Origin of the sequence: Paraburkholderia eburnea (genome assembly GCF_002917095.1) — a bacterium.
Taxonomy (GTDB): domain Bacteria; phylum Pseudomonadota; class Gammaproteobacteria; order Burkholderiales; family Burkholderiaceae; genus Paraburkholderia; species Paraburkholderia eburnea.
Genome location: NZ_PQGA01000001.1, coordinates 923,017 through 940,158 on the forward strand (window position 1 = coordinate 923,017; position 17,142 = coordinate 940,158).

A 17,142-nucleotide genomic window follows, 5' to 3' on the forward strand; every position below is an offset into this window, starting at 1 on the left:
TCCTATTTCTTGAAGCGTCCATCGTTAAGTAGTTTGAGCGCCTTCCGAGCATCTTTGCTTCCGTCCTGAGCATCGCCCTGGATTTCGTTGAGCGTCGAATTCAGATATTGCCCCGGAAATTCGCGCAACACAGAGCCTTTGCATTCGGACGAGATGATGTCGCACGCGTACATGCTCCCGCGATCGTTGGCCGCAAGCCCGACAGCATCCCCGCCCAGAGCATCGGGCGTGTATTCGAATGGCTGTGCATCGCCGAGCGGCGTCGAATTGCCGGCTGCGTCGGCGCTGAACAGGTCATTGTCAGACGCGCCGCTATCGTCCGCGCCAGCATCGCCGAGCACCGCCCCGGCCGCCGCCTCCACCTCGCCAAGCAAGTCGTCGCCGTTGCTCGCCAGTGCGGCCGCTGCGCGCCTTGCAGCGTTCGCGGCCTGTATTGCGTCGATGCGCTCGACCATCGCGTTGTACTTTTCGATGTAGGCCGTCGCGCCGTCTGCATCGAGGCCCATCGATTCCATCACCGACTGGTGGAACGTCTTCGCGCGGGGCGTACTGGCGGCCACTCCACCTCCACCGCCTCGATACGTCTCGCCCCAAGTTTGCGGCGCGTAGCGCTCCGATACGCCAGCACTGCCGCGCCAGTCACGATCAATGGCGGGAACGATCAGGCCATCGCGCACCGCTTCGCGCAGAATGCGCGTTATGTCGTGGCCATCGATGGGCGTGGGCCACCGCCCACGGACGTGCTTGCTGATGAAACTGGCGTAAGCGCTGAAATCGCCGCAGATACGCGAAGCGCCACGGCGAATGCTCACCCGGAAGATCTGATCGAAATCCCGCCGGTCCTGCTCCATCTGTTCTTCGCGCGCCTTGCGCGCTGTCTGGCGCTCCTCGTAAGAGAGCCGCCAGCCACGGTCTACGTCTTCGATATCGCGAGCGGGCACTAGCGCGCACTGCCAACCGCCCTTGAGCGGCACGTAGAGCGCGTTATACGAGTTGCCCCATTCGGGTAACGACATGTCACCTCCGCCGGTTGTAGCGTGTCTAGTAGCACGCCTTCAGGCGTCCGACCTTGTGCTACGTTGACCGACTCGCATTCGATGCAGGGCGCATCGATCTGCCCCTCGCGCACCAACATCTGCAGCCGGCAGCGTCGTCCACCTCCCAACTGCCGCGAACGCCCAGCTTCCCGTACGCCTCTATTGGGCGACCGTAAAGCCTGCGCTATCACCGTGTATCATTCGCTATTCGTCACATCTCGCCACACCTCCTCTCGCAGCAAGGAATCGACGTACACCGTGAAGCTGAAATTCACCAAGATGCACGGCGCGGGCAACGACTTCGTCGTGCTCGACGGCTACACCCAGTCGCTCTCGCTCACGCCCGAACGCGTGCGCGCGCTTGCTGACCGCCATTTCGGCATCGGCGCGGATCAACTGCTGCTGGTCGAGAAGCCGACCGTCGATGGCGTCGATTTCCGCTATCGCATCTTCAATTGCGACGGCGGCGAGGTCGAGCACTGCGGCAACGGCGCGCGCTGCTTCGTCAAATTCGTGCGCGACCACAAGCTCACCGATGCGCGCCGCGTGCGCGTGCAAGTCCAGAAAGGCGTCATCACGCTCGTCATGCAGGAAAACGGCGAAGTCGTGGTCGACATGGGCAGCCCGGTGTTCGAGCCGGCGCTGGTGCCGTTCGACGCGAGCGGCCTGGAAGGCCGCCGCGAGGGCAACGACACGCTCTGGCCGCTCGAAGTGAACGGCCGCACGCGCTGGATTTCGGCGGTGTCGATGGGCAATCCGCACGCCGTTCAGGTGGTCGACGACGCCGAGGCGTTCGCGGTCCTCCAGGACGGTCCCGTGATCGAGACGCACGCGCGCTTTCCGAACAAGGTCAACGCAGGCTTCATGCAGATCGTCTCGCGCAACGAGGTGAAGCTGCGCGTGTTCGAGCGCGGCGCGGGCGAGACGCTCGCGTGCGGCACGGGCGCGTGCGCGGCGGTGGCGGCGGGGATTCGGCGCGGCCTGCTCGATTCGCCGGTGAAGGTGCACACGCACGGCGGCCAGCTCACGATCGCCTGGGACGGCGCGCACGACGAAAGCGCCGCGCTGACCATGGCGGGCCCGGCCACGACCGTCTTCGAAGGCGAGATCGAAATCCAGGACTGACTTGTCATCGACAAGCCGCCGATTCAGGCAGCGAACTGAAGCACGCACACTGAAGCACGCAGTTTGCAAGACCGAGCACTACGCAAGACCCTGCGCGCCGCGAACGTATCCGCGGCGCAATCACGATACATCGCCTCATCCGCCGCGCAGCCGCGCGCCGCTTCCTGACCGAACGCGCTTATTGACGTGCTAACAACATGACCGATCGCGAAGTCGCCGATTATCTGCTTGCCAACCCCAACTTCTTCGTCGAGCACGCCGAGCTGCTGGTCTCGCTCAAACTGGGCAATCCGCACGGCAAGGCCGCCGTGTCGCTCCAGGAGCGCCAGATGGAAATGCTGCGCGAGAAGAACAAACATCTGGAACTGCGCCTGTCCGAGCTGCTGCGCTACGGCCACGAGAACGACAGCATCGCCGCGAAAATGGTCCACTGGACCTCGCTCGTGCTCGCCGAGCGCGATCCGCACGCGTTGCCGCTCATGATCGCCGAGCGCCTGCGCGAGGAATTCGACGTGCCGCAATCGGCGCTGCGTCTATGGGATGTCGCCGAAAGCTACACGCAGGCGAACTTCGCGAAACACACGGGCGAGGAAGTGCGGCTCTTCGCCAGCAGCCTGGAGACGCCGTATTGCGGCGCGAACACGGGCTTCGAGGCCGCGCAGTGGCTCGATGGCACGCAAGGCGAGCCGCAGTCGGTGGCGATCATCGCGCTGCGCAAGCGCGTCTCGGACGAAGAGCGCGATCCGGGCGGCGAAGCGTTCGGCCTGCTCGTGATGGGTTCGCCCGATCCGCGCCGCTTTCACGACGGCATGGGCACCGATTTCCTGCGTCAGATCGGCACGCTCGCCAGTGGGGCGCTGGCACGCCTGCTGCCGCATTGATCCAACCTTGAAGCTGTCTTGACCCGTACCGAAGCCGTCACCGTGAACCCGACCGATCCGATCGCCGATTATCTCGACACGCTCGAGCACGTGCGCAGGCTCTCGGCGCACACGCTGCGCGGCTATGCGCACGAGCTGGACGAACTGAAGAAGCTCGCCAACGGCCGGCCCCTCGAACGGGTCACGCCCACCGACGTGCGCGGCGCCGTGGCGCGCGCGCACGCAGGCGGTCTGTCGGCGCGTTCGATCGCGCACCGGCTGTCGGCGTGGCGCGCGTTCTATCGCTGGCTCGCGGGCCGCATCGAACTGGACGCCAATCCGGTCGCGGCGGTGCGCGCGCCCAAGCGTGCGAAGACGCTGCCCAAGGCACTGTCCGTCGACGACGCCACGCGTCTCATGGAAGCGCCCGCCGCCGCGAGCGAAGCCACCACGGGCAACCTGGAAACACTGCGCGACCAGGCGATGCTGGAGCTGTTTTATTCGTCGGGACTGCGCCTCGCGGAACTCGTGGGTCTGGACGTGCGCTATGTGCGGCGCGACGGCTACGAGTCGGCGGGCTGGTTCAAGCGCGACGCCGCCGAAGTCGAAGTGCACGGCAAGGGCGACCGCCATCGCATCGTGCCCGTCGGGCGCAAGGCGCTGGACGCGCTCGACGCATGGCTCGCCGTGCGCGACGCGTGGGTCAAGCACGACGACGCGCCGCTCTTTCTTTCCGTGCGCGGCAACCGCATGGCGCCGGGCGTCGTGCGCGAGCGCGTGAAGCGCGCGGCGCTCGTGGCCGGCATTCCGGCGAACGTCCATCCGCACGTATTGCGGCACTCGTTCGCCACGCATCTGCTGCAATCGAGCGGCGATCTGCGCGCGGTCCAGGAACTGCTCGGCCACGCCAGCATATCGGCGACGCAGGTGTATACGTCGCTCGATTTCCAGCATCTGGCGAAGGTGTACGACAACGCGCATCCGCGCGCGAAGAAGCGCGAAGAGTAGGCCCATCAAGCCCTTGGGGCCGCTGAAGCCTCACCGCGCATCCACCCGTTTTTGCGCGTCCGGCGCTCCACGCGGAGCCGGCGGACGCCGCCGCATCATTGGCATCACATCCATCATGAATATCGTCACACTCAAGCCGTCGAAAGAAAAATCCCTGCTGCGCCGCCATCCGTGGGTCTACGCCAACGCGATCGACCGCGTCGACGGCAAGCCCGCGCCGGGCGCCACGGTGGTCGTGCGCGCTCACGACGGCCGCTTCCTCGCGCGCGCCGCCTATAGCCCGCATTCGCAGATCCGCGCGCGCGTCTGGAGCTTCGACGAGAACGAACCCATCGATCACGCGTTCTTCAAGCGCCGCGTGCAGCGCGCGCTCGCCCACCGCCAGGCGATGGTGAAGGGCACGGGCGCGGTGCGCCTGATCTTCGGCGAGGCGGACGGCCTGCCGGGCCTGATCGTCGACTGGTATACGGAAGACGCGCAAAACCCGCGCGGCCAACTGGTCTGCCAGTTCATGGCGGCGGGCGTAGAGGCGTGGAAAGAGGCGATCGTGGGCGCACTGACCTCGGCGACGGGCTGCCCGAACGTCTACGAACGCTCGGACGTCTCGATCCGCGAGAAGGAAGGGCTGGAACAGATCACGGGCCTGCTGGCCGGCGACGAGCCGCCCGCCACCATCATCGCCAACGAGAACGGCGTGCGCTATCACGTCGATGTGCGCAATGGCCACAAGACCGGCTTCTACGTCGATCAGCGCGACAACCGCGCGCTGGTGCAGACCTATGCCGATGGCCGCGACGTGCTCAACTGCTTCTGCTACACGGGCGGCTTCTCGCTTGCGGCGATGAAGGGCGGCGCGAAACGCGTGGTGTCGATCGACTCGTCGGGCGAGGCGCTGAACACGGCGCAAAAGAACGTCGAAGCCAACGGTTTCGACGCCGAACGCGCAACCTGGCTCGACGCCGACGCCTTCAAGACGCTGCGCCGTCTGCACGAAGAAGGCGAGCGATTCGACCTCGTGGTGCTCGATCCGCCCAAGTTCGCGGCTTCGCGCGAGCATGTGGACCGCGCCGCGCGCGCCTACAAGGACATCAACCTCACCGGCTTCAAGCTGCTGCGTCCGGGCGGCCTGCTGTTCACGTACTCGTGCTCGGGCGCGATCGATGCGGAACTGTTCCAGAAGATCGTCGCGGGCGCGGCCGCCGATGCGAAGGTCGACGCGCGCATCCTCAAGCGCCTGGGCGCGGGCGTCGATCATCCGCTGCTGACGGCGTTCCCGGAAGGCGAATACCTCAAGGGCCTGCTGTTGCAAATCGCCTGAGACGGCCTTATCTGCGCGTGATCGGCGCGCACGCGGCGCGCGCATGATACGACCCCGTATCGCGCCGCTCCTGCGAGTACGCCGCAGATATGATTCAATAGATAGTTATGTTGTAACACTGGCGACAGAGCGCGCGGGCCGCGCGCCGCGCCGCGTCCTCACCCGACACTCATCAGGCACAGAGCATGGCAAACAGCATGATTCCCGTCACGATCCTGACCGGCTTTCTCGGCAGCGGCAAGACCACGCTGCTCAAGCGCATCCTCAACGAGAACCACGGCATGAAGATCGCCGTGATCGAGAACGAGTTCGGCGAAGAGAACATCGACAACGAAATTCTCGTGCAGGACAGCAACGAGCAGATCATCCAGATGAGCAACGGCTGCATCTGCTGCACGATCCGCGGCGACCTCGCGCGCGTGCTCGGCGACCTCGCGCAGCAAAAGCGCGACGGCAAGCTGGATTTCGAGCGCGTCGTGATCGAAACGACCGGCCTCGCCAATCCGGGCCCGGTCGCGCAGACCTTCTTCATGGACAACGAGATCGCCGACACCTTCCTGCTCGACGCGATCATCACGCTGGTCGATGCCAAGCACGGCAACAAGCAGCTGAACGAGCATGAAGTGGTGCAGCGCCAGGTCGGTTTCGCCGATCGCATCTTCATCACGAAGGCCGATCTCGTCGATGCGAAGGAAGTCGCCGATCTGCGTCACCGCGTACTGCACATGAATCCGAAGGCGCAGGTGCGCGAAGTGAACTTCGGCGAGACGGACATCAAGGAAGTGTTCGATCTGCGCGGCTTCAACCTGAACGCCAAGCTCGAAATCGATCCCGACTTCCTCGCGGAAGACGAGCACGATCACGATCACGCGCACGCTCATGATGAACACGATCATGACCACGGCCACGATCACGCCGATCACGCGGACTGCGACCACGATCACGGCAAGTGCTCGCACGAAGGTCACGACCACGCTCACCATCATCACCACGCGCACCACGACGACAAGATCAAGTCGTTCGTGTACCGCAGCGACCGCCCGTTCGACCCGAACCGCCTGGAGGACTTCCTCGGCGGCATCCTGCAGATCTACGGCGAACACCTGCTGCGCTACAAGGGCGTGCTCTACATGAAGGGCGTGGATCGCAAGGTCGTGTTCCAGGGCGTGCACCAGATGATGGGCAGCGACCTCGCCGCCAAGTGGCTGCCGATCGAGAAGAAGAACAGCAAGATGGTGTTCATCGGCATCGAATTGCCGAAGGATCTCATCACCGACGGTCTCGACGCCTGCCTCGTCTGATGCGCTGATTCCGCATTTAAGACAGCAATGGCGTCGATTTTGACGCTGACTTTGACACTTCAACGCCTGGCCTCGCGCCGGGCGTTGCTGTTTTTAGCGGCATTGCAGGCGCGTAATGACAGCTTTGCGTGCGCTGTGCATCAAATAACGTACCCGACCATCGCTTTTTCACGATTAGCGCGTTATATTTTCTGGATATCGAGCGCAGGACCAGGCCGCGAATACAGGGATTTCCCGCTTGCGGCGTGAGTTTGCGGTTCGGTTACAATACGGCCCCACTGGAAGAGCGGCATTCTCCCCCATACCGGTTTACGGCAATTTCCGGCAGCTTCGGCGAGAATCGCCTCCCCGGCCGCGCGTCGCGTCGCAGCGCGCAGCCGGTACGAAATATGCCTCAGAAGCTTCTGAACTACGGTTTCCAGAGGAGTTCGGCCCCGCAGCGGCGCTCAGGCGTCACGACAATTCACCGTCCGTGCCCGTCAGTGCGCACCTTGGCGCGACAAAGCGCGCGATAAAACGCGGTTTTGGGTGGTAAAAGCCACTGCGGGCAACACAAAAGTGCAGGCAAGATGTGCCAGTTTTGCCTCACTCATTGAAGAAGCAAGCCAGATGACGACGAAACGACTCTTGACCGAAGCCGAAATCCTGAAGATGAGCGACAAGGATTACATGAACGAGGATCAGCTCGCCTTCTTCAAGAACCGGCTCGAACAGCTGCAGGCGGAAATCCTCCGCAATGCGGGCCAGACCACCGAGAATCTGCGCGAAACCGTGATCGTTCCCGATCCGGCCGACCGCGCGACGATCGAAGAAGAGCATGCGCTCGAATTGCGCACGCGCGACCGCGAACGCAAGCTGCTGAAGAAGGTGCAGCAATCGATCGCGCGCATCGAATCGGGCGATTACGGCTGGTGCGAGGAAACCGGTGAGCCGATCGGCATTCCGCGTCTGCTCGCGCGCCCGACCGCCACGCTCTCGCTCGAAGCGCAGGAGCGCCGCGAACTGCGCCAGAAGCTGTTCGGCGACTGATCCGCTTCCGGCCACCGGCCGCGCCACGTTGGATACGTGAGTGCGTGCCGGATCGACTGCCTTCCTCGAAGAAGCGCACGGAGTCCCGTGCGCTTTTTTATTGGCGCGCCGCTCGTGCGCGCCAATGCCTTTCCCATACCCTTTTCCCCTCGCCTTTATCTCGCTTTCTGCGCCGCGAGCCCTTGAACTGCCCGCTGCCGCCCTAAACTCCTACCGACACGCCCGCTCGCGCGCCCTGGCGCGCACGTCTTCCACGCAGGCGCCCGGCACGCGCGGCGCGTACCGAATCCCGACGGCGCGGCACGGCGGCAACAGCCGCGCCAGTCTCTACCTGGCAACAACGGTAAAAGGAACGCACATGGAGCAATTTCACGGCACGACGATCGTATCCGTGCGGCGCGGCGACAAGGTCGCCCTCGGCGGCGACGGCCAGGTCACCCTCGGCAACATCGTCATGAAGGGCGGAGCGAAGAAGGTGCGACGCATCTACGGCGGCAAGGTGATGGTCGGCTTCGCCGGCGGCACCGCCGACGCATTCTCGCTGCTCGACCGCTTCGAAGCCAAGCTCGAAAAACATCAGGGCAATCTCACCCGCGCCGCCGTCGAACTCGCCAAGGACTGGCGCACCGACCGCATGCTGCGCCGTCTCGAAGCAATGCTGATCGCCGCCGACGCCACCACCACGCTCGTCATCACCGGCAACGGCGACGTGCTCGACCCCGAAGGCGGCATCTGCGCGATCGGCTCGGGTGGTTCGTATGCGCAGGCCGCGGCCAAGGCGCTGGTCGACAACACCGACCTCTCGCCGCGCGAAATCGTCGAAAAGTCGCTCGAAATCGCGGGCGACATGTGCATCTATACGAATCACAACCGCGTGATCGAAACCATCGAGTAACCCTCCCAGGACGACAAGGAATCACGATGAGCACCATGACTCCCGCCGAGATCGTCTCGGAACTCGACAAGCACATCATCGGCCAGGGCAAGGCCAAGAAGGCCGTGGCTGTCGCGCTGCGCAACCGCTGGCGCCGTCAGCAGGTGGCCGAGCCGCTGCGCCAGGAAATCACGCCGAAGAACATTCTCATGATCGGGCCGACGGGCGTCGGCAAGACCGAAATCGCGCGCCGTCTGGCCAAGCTCGCGGACGCGCCGTTCATCAAGATCGAAGCGACCAAGTTCACCGAAGTGGGCTACGTGGGCCGCGACGTCGACAGCATCGTGCGCGATCTCATCGAAATTTCGGTGAAGCAGACGCGCGAAACGGAAATGCGCAAGGTGCGCAGCAAAGCCACCGATCAGGCCGAAGACCGCATCCTCGACATCCTGCTGCCGAGCGCGCGCCAGGTGGGCTTTGGCTCGTCGGATGCGGCTACCGCCGGCGAAGGCGACAACGTCACGCGCCAGACCTTCCGCAAGCGCCTGCGCGAAGGCCAGCTCGACGACAAGGAAATCGAGCTCGACGTCGAAATGCCGCAGGCAGGCATGGACATCATGGGGCCGCCGGGCATGGAAGACATGACCGAGCAGATCCGTTCGATGTTCGCGAACCTGGGCGGCGGCAAGAAGACGCGCCGCAAGGTGAAGGTCAAGGAAGCGCTCAAGCTCCTCACGGACGAGGAAGCGGCCAGGATGCTCAACGACGAAGAGGTCAAGCAGAAGGCCGTGCAGAACGTCGAGCAGAACGGCATCGTGTTCCTCGACGAGATCGACAAGATCGCCTCGCGTAACAACGAAGGCAGCGGCGGCGGCGAAGTGTCGCGTCAGGGCGTGCAGCGCGATCTGCTGCCGCTCGTGGAAGGCACCACCATCAACACGAAGTACGGGATGATCAAGACCGATCACATCCTGTTCATCGCAAGCGGCGCGTTCCATCTGTCGAAGCCGAGCGATCTGATTCCCGAACTGCAGGGCCGCTTCCCGATCCGCGTGGAACTGGAATCGCTGTCCGTGAAGGACTTCGAAGCGATTCTGGTCTCGACCGACGCGAGCCTCGTGAAGCAGTATCAGGCGCTGCTCGCCACCGAAGACGTGCAGCTCGATTTCGCCGAAGACGGGATTCGCCGCCTCGCGGAAATCGCTTACTCGGTCAACGAGAAAACCGAGAACATCGGTGCGCGCCGTCTCTACACGGTCATCGAAAAGCTGCTGGAAGACGTGTCGTTCGCCGCGGGCAATCACGCGGGCCAGAGCGTGACCGTCGATGCCGCTTACGTGGACAAGGCGCTCGGCGAAGTCTCGCAGGACGAGGATCTGTCGCGCTACGTGCTGTAAGCGCGCACCCCAGGCCTTAAAGCAAAAGCCCTGCAAATGCAGGGCTTTTTTCATTGCGGCGCCGATGTGAACGCGCTTACTGCTTGACCGGACGCTTTGCGAGCTTGCGCTGCAGCGTGCGCCGGTGCATGTTGAGCGCGCGCGCCGTGGCCGAAATATTGCCGCCGTGCTCGGACAGCACGCGCTGGATGTGCTCCCATTCGAGACGCGCGACCGACAGCGGCGCGGGATGTTCGATGGCGGCTTCCGCCTGCAGCGAGCTTGCGTCGCCCTGCAGCGACGTGAGGATCATTTCGACATTGGCGGGCTTGGCGAGGTAGTTGTCCGCGCCGTCCTTGACCGCCTGCACCGCCGTGGCGATGCTCGCATAGCCGGTGAGCACGAGCATACGCGCATCGGGCTGAAGATCGCGCAGCGGCGCGATCAGCGTGAGGCCCGAGTCGTTGCCCAGATGCAGGTCGACGGTGATTTGCCCGAACTTTTGCTGGTTTGCGAAGCGGATCGCTTCCTCGGCGTTGTGCGCCTGCTGCACTTCGTAGCCGCGCCGCGTGAGACCGCGCGCGAGGATGTCGGAGAAGACTTCGTCGTCGTCGATCACCAGAAAATTCATATCGCTCATGCCACTTTCTCCGTGTTGCACCGATGTTCCGTGATGCGTCGTGATGTTGCGTGATGTTGCGTATCGATCAGGCCGGGCCGAGCCGTTCGCGCCTGCCATGCCTGATCCCCTGTCCTAGAGCGCCGCCGCCGCGCCACCGCGCGAACCGGCGGCCGGGCTCACTTCAGCCGCCGGCCCCGCCGTCACCGGCACGCGCAATACCGCGCGCGTGCCACGCGCCTTGCGCGGGCGGGGCGCGCTGCTTTCGAGGCTCGTCGCGCCCTTCGCCGTTTGCGCGGGAGCGTCGGTGAGATCGATCGATCCGCCAAGACGTGCCGCCGACGAAAACGCCAGATAAAGCCCCACGCCATGACCGCCCTGCGTGCTGTCGACGGGCGCCGCGCCCAGCGACGCGCGCAACGACGGCGGGATACCCGGCCCCGCGTCGCAAACTTCGAAATCGATATATCCTGGCAGCGGCGTGGCGCGCAGCGTCACAAAGTCGCGGCTCGCGCGCGCGGCGTTGTCGAGCAGGATGGTGAGGATCTGGCCGACCGCCACGGTGTCGTCGAGGCTCAGGTCCTGCGGCGCATCGCCAAGCAGTTCGAAACTCACGTGCGGATGGCGCAGGCGCCACTGTTCGACAAACGGCCCAAGCCATTCGCTCACCGCCTGGCGACTACCCGTGGACGAGGCGCGGCTGCGCAATCGCGCAAGCGCCGAGGTGCAGAGCGTGATCTGCTTGTCGAGCAATTCGAGGTCGGCGGAATACGGCTCCAGGCCCTTGTCGCTGCGGGCGATGTCGCGCAGTTCTTCGGTGAGCATGGCGATGCTGGACAGCGGCGTGCCGATTTCATGCGCGACGGTGGCCGCCTGCACGCCGAGCGCCACCGCACGTTCGTCGCGCAACAGGCGCTGCTGTGCGTCGGCGAGCGCGTATTCGCGCTGGCGCAGCGCCCGCGACATGCGTGCCACGAACCACACGATCAGCGCCACGCTCACCATGAAGTTGACCCACATGCCCGCGCGGTAGTAATCGAACAGATTGGCGGGATTGTCGAGATTGAGCGGAACGTTGTCGAAGCCGAGCAGCACGTAGCAAACCACGGCGAAGCACGCGAGCCATGCCGTGAGATACCACGGCAACACGGCGGCCGCGATGGCCAGCGACGGCAGATAGAGCGAAACGAACGGATTGGTCGTACCGCCCGAGAGGAACAGCAGCGCGGAAAGCGCGCCGAGATCGACCCATAGTTGACCGAACAGTTCGAGATCGGATTCGGGACGGTCCTGCGTGACGCGCAGCCAGGTGACGCCGTTGAACGCCACTTCAAGGGCGATCACGAACAGCATGGCGGGCAGCGGCAATTGCACGCCGAAGAAGAATTGCACGAACGCAATCGTGCACAGCTGGCCGATGATGGCGAGGCTGCGCAGCCAGAATACATGGCTGAGATTGACGCGGGCGCTGACAGTTATGCGATGCATGGCGTCAGTTTACCTGTTCGGACTTGTCTTATTCATTGTCTCGAAAAGCTCTGTTCCAATATCTGACATACGTCCACTACACAGCGGGCGACCTTTTCTGACAAGGCAGGCAGCCGATGACTTCCTTTACGCCCGATCCCGTGCAGAAGGCGCGCGATCTCTTTCTCGATTTCGTCGATGTTGCCTGCGGCGATATGTCGTCGGTGGACACGCTGCTGGACGCCACGCGCACCGCGCTGCGCGAACTCGACGACGACGCGCTCATGCTCACGGCCGCGCGCGCGAAGCAACCCGAGCTGGCGAAGGAATCCATCCGGCTGTGCGCCGCCATCGCCCGGCTTGAACCGCAACGCACCGCCGCATGGTTTGCGGCAGGCCTGGCATTGCAGTTGGCGAATCGTCACGCCGAATCCCTGGTACCTTACCGCCGCGCGCTCGCCATCGATCGAACGTTTCCGAATCTGCGCAACAATCTTGCAACTGCATTGATGCAAATCAAATCCGATGGCGATGAAGTCGCGGCGCTACTTGGCGAATGCATCGAGGCGAATCCGGAAGACATCAACGCGTGGGTCAATCTCGGGCACTTGCGGGCCGACGAAGCCGACGCCACGCGCCCCCTCGAAGCCAGCCGGCGCGCCGTCGCCCTGGCGCCGCACAGCGCCCACGCCCTCAACAACTACTCGATGGCCTGCAAGGAAAACCAGCACTGGGACGAAGCCGAGCGCGCGGCCCGCGCCGCGTGCCAGTATGCCCCCAACGAGGCGTCGATACGCCTGAACCTGTCGATGACCCAGCTCGTGCGCGGCAACTTCGCCGAAGGTTGGGCCGATCATGAGCTGCGCTGGCAAGGGTCGAGCGAACTCGCGTCGGGCCGCCCCGTGTTTCCGAAACCCACATGGCGCGGCGAGCCGCTCGCGGGCAAGACACTGCTGGTGTGGGGCGAACAGGGCATGGGCGATCTGCTGCAATTCAGCCGCTATATCCCGATGCTCGCCGAACGCGTGCGCCGCGAGGGCGGCAAGCTCGCGTGGAACGCCTTCCCGCAGATGGGCGCGCTGCTGGCACGCAGCCTGCACGGCCACTTCGACCTGTACACAGCGGGCGGCCCGGTCGAGGCGCTGCCGCCGTTCGACTACGAGATCTCGCTCGTGAGCCTGCCCTGGCTCTTCGACACGCGCGAGGACACCATTCCCGGCCCCACGCGCTATCTGGCCTCCGAACCCGCCGCGGCCGCCCGTTGGCGCGAACGTCTGGCCGCAGAAACCCGGCTGAAGGTCGGACTGACCTGGACGGGCAGCCTCACGCATAAGCGCAATCCGTTCCGGCGCGTCGGGCTTGAACGTTACGCGCGGCATTTCGGCGGCATCGACAACGTGGCGTTCTATTCGTTGCAGCCAGGCGCGCAAGCCGACATCGCGGCCGCGCGCGAAGCAGGCTTCGAGGTCATCGACTACACCGGAGAGTGGAAGAACTTCGACGACACCGCCGCTTTCGTCGATGCGCTCGATCTCGTGATTTCGGTCTGCACGTCGGCGGCGCACCTGGCGGGCGCGCTCGGCCAGCGTTCGTGGGTGCTGCTGGACGTGAACCCGCACTGGGTCTGGATGCTCGATCGCCGCGACAGCCCGTGGTATCCGAACACCACGCTGTATCGCCAGCAGCACTTCAGGCAATGGGAGCCGGTGCTCGACAGCATGGGCGCCGATCTGGCGAAGCTCGCCGCCACGCATCAATCGAAGCGCGCCTGAACGCCGGCGAGGCGGCAGGAGCGTGTCAGTGACCCGCGCCGCCGCCTTTGCCCTTCGGCGTCCCGCCAGCGGCAACGCCGGCGACGAGGCATTCGGGGCACAAGCAGCGCCCGCGCGGATCGAGCTGGCTCGCGGGCACGGCAGGCAGCGCCTTGCACCAGCAATCGAACGGCTCGGTGTTACGCCCGCAGTCGAACGTGCTCCCGCAGCGCGGGCAGCGCGCATGTCTGACGGCATGGGCGGGTGAAGCGGAGGCGGTCATGGCGGCGCGCTCCCAGGAAACCAGCGTCGGCGATGTAGAAATGATGCCACAGCATGGGACGCGCCTCGACACTCCCCCGCAAGACCGGCTGTCGCGGAAAATTCACGGAAATTGCCGCACAATCGCCGAAGAATCGCCACAGAAGTCCCCCAATGACGCCGTAGACACACTTCTGTTGCATCATTGCGTCGGCATTCGTCCAACCTGGCGAAAACCCTGTTGCAGCGCGCCAGTCCTGTACAATTCGGCCAGATTCGTCCGCGCTTTTGCTAGCGCGCCTTTTCGGGCGTTTTTCGCCCCGTTTTCCTGTCCCCTCCGCCGCCATGTCCGAGCCCATCGACCTCTCGCAGATCGCGCCTACCCTGAAAGCCGAAATTCTGGCCGAAGCACTGCCGTACATCCGCCAGTACCACGGTAAGACCGTCGTCATCAAGTACGGCGGCAACGCCATGACCGAAGAGCGTCTCAAGCAGGGCTTCGCGCGCGACGTGATCCTGCTCAAGCTCGTGGGCATCAACCCGGTCATCGTGCACGGCGGCGGCCCGCAGATCGACACGGCGCTCAAGAAGATCGGCAAGCAGGGCACCTTCATCCAGGGCATGCGCGTCACGGACGAGGAAACCATGGAAGTCGTCGAGTGGGTGCTCGGCGGTGAAGTGCAGCAGGACATCGTCACGCTGATCAACCACTTCGGCGGCCACGCGGTCGGCCTGACCGGCAAGGACGGCGGCCTGATCCACGCGCGCAAGCTGATGATGCCGGACCGCGACAAGCCGGGCCAGTACGTCGACATCGGCCAGGTGGGCGAGGTCGAGGCGATCAACCCGGCCGTCGTGAAGGCGCTCCAGGACGACGCGTTCATTCCGGTGATCTCGCCGATCGGCTTTGGCGAAGACGGCCTGTCGTACAACATCAACGCCGACCTCGTGGCGGGCAAACTCGCGGTGGTGCTCAACGCCGAAAAGCTCGTGATGATGACGAACATCCCTGGCGTGATGGACAAGTCGGGCAATCTGCTGACCGACCTGTCGGCGCGCGAAATCGACGCGCTCTTCGAAGACGGCACGATCTCGGGCGGCATGCTGCCGAAGATCTCGTCGGCGCTCGACGCGGCCAAGAGCGGCGTGCGCTCGGTGCACATCATCGACGGCCGCATCGAGCATTCGGTGCTGCTGGAAATCCTGACCGAACAGCCGTTCGGCACGATGATCCGCTCGCACTAATGTGTGCGTCTCCGGCGGCGCTGCCGCCGGAAGCCGGTTCCTGACCGGCACCCTCACCCTCGTGCGCCGCCTCTTGCGCGGCGCATGCGCGTTCGGGCGGCTTCATGCCCGCGCCTTCATTCGCTACAGCTCCATGAACGCAGCAGCCCGATGAACGCAGCACCATGAACCGCAGCGCGATCAACCGCAGTACGCTCCCCCCCGCCCGGGCGCTTCGCCGACGCCCCCATGCCGCACGCAGCGTGCGCGGCGCCTGCGCGCCCCACCGGCACACGCCCGTCTGGCTCTTCGATCTCGACAACACGCTGCATGGCGCCTCGCGCGCGATCTTCCCGGCCATCAACGTGGGCATGACGCAGTACATCATCGATGCACTAGGCGTGAGCCGCGACGTCGCCAACCATCTGCGCACGAGCTACACGCGGCGCTACGGCGCGGCGCTGCTCGGCCTCACGCGCCATCATCCGATCGATCCGCACGACTTCCTCAAGGTCGTGCACACGTTCCCCGATCTGCCCAACATGGTCCACGCCGAGCGGGGCCTCGCGCGCACGCTCGCGGCGCTGCCCGGCCGCAAGATCGTGCTGACCAACGCGCCCGAAGCCTACGCGCGCGCCATGCTCGCGGAACTGGGCATCGAGCAGTTGTTCGAGCGCGTGGTGGCGATCGAGCACATGCAGACGCGCGGGCGCTGGCGCGCCAAGCCCGATCACGGCATGCTGCGCGCCGTGCTGCGCGAGGCGCGCGCGCCGCTCGCGGACGCCATCCTCGTCGAGGATACGCACGGGCATCTGAAGCGCTACCGGCGCCTGGGCATCCGCACGGTCTGGATCACGGGCCATCTGCCCGCGCACATGGCGCGCGGCGGGCGGCCCCACTATGTCGATCACCGCATTCGTTCGTTAAAATCGCTGCAACGCGGCCTGCAGCACACGCCGCTGCGGGGCCGGCCGCGCGCCTGAGCGCTCACCGATCCAGCCACGCGCGCCTGGCCCGACGGACCACGGGCACAGCCAGCGACGCGAAGACGCGAAGGAAAAATTCACCCGGAACGCCTGGGCGTCCCGAGCGACAATAAACGGCAAGACTCAAGCGGCGCGGCGACCCGATGACCCACGGGCCCGCCAGCCGCACTCAGGGGCGACATTCATGCAGCCGAGCCATTCGTTGGAAACGCGTGACGCAGCCGTAGCAACAGAAGACACGCCGCGCCGCGCCGGCCGCCCGAAGCCGGGCGAGCGCCGCGTGCACATCCTGCAGACGCTCGCGTCGATGCTCGAGACGCCGCGCGGCGAGAAGATCACCACCGCCGCGCTCGCCGCGAGGATCGGCGTATCGGAGGCGGCGCTGTATCGCCACTTCGCTAGCAAGGCCCAGATGTACGAAGGCCTCATCGACTTCATCGAGCAGACGCTCTTCGCGCTCATCAACCAGATCGTCGCGAAGGAACCGGGCGGCATGCTGCAGGCGCGCGCGATCGCGCTCATGCTGATCCAGTTTTCCGCGAAAAACGCCGGCATGACGCGCGTACTGACCTGCGAAGCGCTGGTGGGCGAGCACGAACGGCTCGCCGAGCGCGTCAATCAAATGCTCGACCGCATCGAGGCGTCGCTGCGCCAGTGTCTGCGCGTGGGACTCGCGGAAGGCCGCGAAAGCGGCGCGAGCGCGCCGGGCGCTTACGACCCGGCCGTGCGCGCGAGTCTGGTCGTGCGCTACGTGATCGGCTGCTGGCACCGCTACGCGCAAAGCGGCTTCACGCGCTCGCCGGGCGAACACGCCGAGGAGCAGATCCGCGTGATCCTGCTGTAACCCCGCTGGACCCGTGCGCCAGGCCCCTTTGCACTTTTTCCGATATACTCTGCGTTCCTTTT

The 17,142-nt window shown here is 64.9% G+C and carries 16 protein-coding genes and 1 pseudogene; 13 read left to right on the forward strand and 4 right to left on the reverse strand.

Annotated features, from left to right (window positions below):
- Positions 1–2: 2 nt before the first annotated feature.
- Positions 3–974: a hypothetical protein gene (locus tag B0G62_RS04135; protein ID WP_146055194.1), complete on the reverse strand. Its 972-nt coding sequence runs from the start codon at positions 972–974 to the stop codon at positions 3–5.
- Positions 975–1,295: 321 nt separating this feature from the next.
- Between B0G62_RS04135 and dapF the strand changes: the two genes are divergently transcribed.
- The 9 genes from dapF (at position 1,296) to hslU (ending at position 9,949) form a co-directional block, all read left to right on the forward strand.
- On the forward strand, positions 1,296–2,162 hold the full coding sequence (gene dapF / locus B0G62_RS04140) for a diaminopimelate epimerase (protein ID WP_103702732.1): 867 nt from the start codon (positions 1,296–1,298) through the stop codon (positions 2,160–2,162).
- 197 nt (positions 2,163–2,359) lie between these two features.
- Positions 2,360–3,043, forward strand: a complete 684-nt coding sequence (locus tag B0G62_RS04145) for a DUF484 family protein (RefSeq protein ID WP_103702734.1) — start codon at positions 2,360–2,362, stop codon at positions 3,041–3,043.
- A gap of 42 nt (positions 3,044–3,085) precedes the next feature.
- Complete coding sequence (xerC, locus tag B0G62_RS04150; protein WP_103702972.1) at positions 3,086–4,030, forward strand: tyrosine recombinase XerC; 945 nt, start codon at positions 3,086–3,088, stop codon at positions 4,028–4,030.
- A 115-nt stretch (positions 4,031–4,145) separates the two neighbouring features.
- Positions 4,146–5,348 (forward strand): class I SAM-dependent rRNA methyltransferase, encoded by a 1,203-nt coding sequence (locus tag B0G62_RS04155; protein ID WP_103702736.1) that lies wholly within the window; start codon positions 4,146–4,148, stop codon positions 5,346–5,348.
- 197 nt (positions 5,349–5,545) lie between these two features.
- A complete protein-coding gene (locus B0G62_RS04160; protein ID WP_181315538.1) occupies positions 5,546–6,649 on the forward strand; it encodes a CobW family GTP-binding protein in 1,104 nt (367 codons plus the stop codon).
- Between the two features lie 27 nt (positions 6,650–6,676).
- Positions 6,677–6,898 (forward strand): hypothetical protein, encoded by a 222-nt coding sequence (locus B0G62_RS31045; protein WP_146055195.1) that lies wholly within the window; start codon positions 6,677–6,679, stop codon positions 6,896–6,898.
- Between the two features lie 360 nt (positions 6,899–7,258).
- Complete coding sequence (gene dksA / locus B0G62_RS04165) at positions 7,259–7,678, forward strand: RNA polymerase-binding protein DksA (RefSeq protein WP_027815854.1); 420 nt, start codon at positions 7,259–7,261, stop codon at positions 7,676–7,678.
- 358 nt (positions 7,679–8,036) lie between these two features.
- Positions 8,037–8,573 (forward strand): ATP-dependent protease subunit HslV, encoded by a 537-nt coding sequence (gene hslV / locus B0G62_RS04170; RefSeq protein WP_103702740.1) that lies wholly within the window; start codon positions 8,037–8,039, stop codon positions 8,571–8,573.
- A 26-nt stretch (positions 8,574–8,599) separates the two neighbouring features.
- Complete coding sequence (hslU, locus tag B0G62_RS04175; RefSeq protein ID WP_103702742.1) at positions 8,600–9,949, forward strand: ATP-dependent protease ATPase subunit HslU; 1,350 nt, start codon at positions 8,600–8,602, stop codon at positions 9,947–9,949.
- 76 nt (positions 9,950–10,025) lie between these two features.
- Here hslU and B0G62_RS04180 read toward each other — a convergent pair whose 3' ends face one another.
- Positions 10,026–10,568 (reverse strand): response regulator transcription factor, encoded by a 543-nt coding sequence (locus B0G62_RS04180; protein ID WP_103702744.1) that lies wholly within the window; start codon positions 10,566–10,568, stop codon positions 10,026–10,028.
- Between the two features lie 114 nt (positions 10,569–10,682).
- Positions 10,683–12,035, reverse strand: coding sequence for an ATP-binding protein (locus B0G62_RS04185; RefSeq protein WP_103702746.1), 1,353 nt, complete (start codon positions 12,033–12,035; stop codon positions 10,683–10,685).
- A gap of 116 nt (positions 12,036–12,151) precedes the next feature.
- Between B0G62_RS04185 and B0G62_RS04190 the strand changes: the two genes are divergently transcribed.
- Complete coding sequence (locus B0G62_RS04190) at positions 12,152–13,786, forward strand: hypothetical protein (RefSeq protein WP_103702748.1); 1,635 nt, start codon at positions 12,152–12,154, stop codon at positions 13,784–13,786.
- Positions 13,787–13,811: 25 nt separating this feature from the next.
- On the opposite strand, the gene B0G62_RS04195 is transcribed toward B0G62_RS04190, so the two are convergent.
- On the reverse strand, positions 13,812–14,048 hold the full coding sequence (locus B0G62_RS04195) for a cysteine-rich CWC family protein (protein ID WP_103702750.1): 237 nt from the start codon (positions 14,046–14,048) through the stop codon (positions 13,812–13,814).
- Positions 14,049–14,371: 323 nt separating this feature from the next.
- Between B0G62_RS04195 and argB the strand changes: the two genes are divergently transcribed.
- The 3 genes and pseudogenes from argB to slmA all read left to right on the forward strand — a co-directional run bounded on the left by argB (position 14,372) and on the right by slmA (position 17,080).
- On the forward strand, positions 14,372–15,271 hold the full coding sequence (gene argB / locus B0G62_RS04200; RefSeq protein ID WP_103702752.1) for an acetylglutamate kinase: 900 nt from the start codon (positions 14,372–14,374) through the stop codon (positions 15,269–15,271).
- Between the two features lie 253 nt (positions 15,272–15,524).
- Positions 15,525–16,233, forward strand: a pseudogene (locus tag B0G62_RS04205) (pyrimidine 5'-nucleotidase).
- 187 nt (positions 16,234–16,420) lie between these two features.
- Positions 16,421–17,080, forward strand: coding sequence for a nucleoid occlusion factor SlmA (gene slmA / locus B0G62_RS04210; RefSeq protein WP_103702756.1), 660 nt, complete (start codon positions 16,421–16,423; stop codon positions 17,078–17,080).
- Positions 17,081–17,142: the final 62 nt, after the last annotated feature.

Coding starts and splice junctions, on each gene's coding strand:
- B0G62_RS04145 (WP_103702734.1), top strand. CDS start 2,360: ATGACCGATCGCGAAGTCGCCGATTATCTGCTTGCCAACCCCAACTTC.
- B0G62_RS04155 (WP_103702736.1), top strand. CDS start 4,146: ATGAATATCGTCACACTCAAGCCGTCGAAAGAAAAATCCCTGCTGCGC.
- B0G62_RS04160 (WP_181315538.1), top strand. CDS start 5,546: ATGATTCCCGTCACGATCCTGACCGGCTTTCTCGGCAGCGGCAAGACC.
- B0G62_RS31045 (WP_146055195.1), top strand. CDS start 6,677: ATGGCGTCGATTTTGACGCTGACTTTGACACTTCAACGCCTGGCCTCG.
- dksA (WP_027815854.1), top strand. CDS start 7,259: ATGACGACGAAACGACTCTTGACCGAAGCCGAAATCCTGAAGATGAGC.
- hslV (WP_103702740.1), top strand. CDS start 8,037: ATGGAGCAATTTCACGGCACGACGATCGTATCCGTGCGGCGCGGCGAC.
- hslU (WP_103702742.1), top strand. CDS start 8,600: ATGAGCACCATGACTCCCGCCGAGATCGTCTCGGAACTCGACAAGCAC.
- B0G62_RS04180 (WP_103702744.1), bottom strand. CDS start 10,568: ATGAGCGATATGAATTTTCTGGTGATCGACGACGACGAAGTCTTCTCC.
- B0G62_RS04185 (WP_103702746.1), bottom strand. CDS start 12,035: ATGCATCGCATAACTGTCAGCGCCCGCGTCAATCTCAGCCATGTATTC.
- B0G62_RS04190 (WP_103702748.1), top strand. CDS start 12,152: ATGACTTCCTTTACGCCCGATCCCGTGCAGAAGGCGCGCGATCTCTTT.
- B0G62_RS04195 (WP_103702750.1), bottom strand. CDS start 14,048: ATGACCGCCTCCGCTTCACCCGCCCATGCCGTCAGACATGCGCGCTGC.
- argB (WP_103702752.1), top strand. CDS start 14,372: ATGTCCGAGCCCATCGACCTCTCGCAGATCGCGCCTACCCTGAAAGCC.
- slmA (WP_103702756.1), top strand. CDS start 16,421: ATGCAGCCGAGCCATTCGTTGGAAACGCGTGACGCAGCCGTAGCAACA.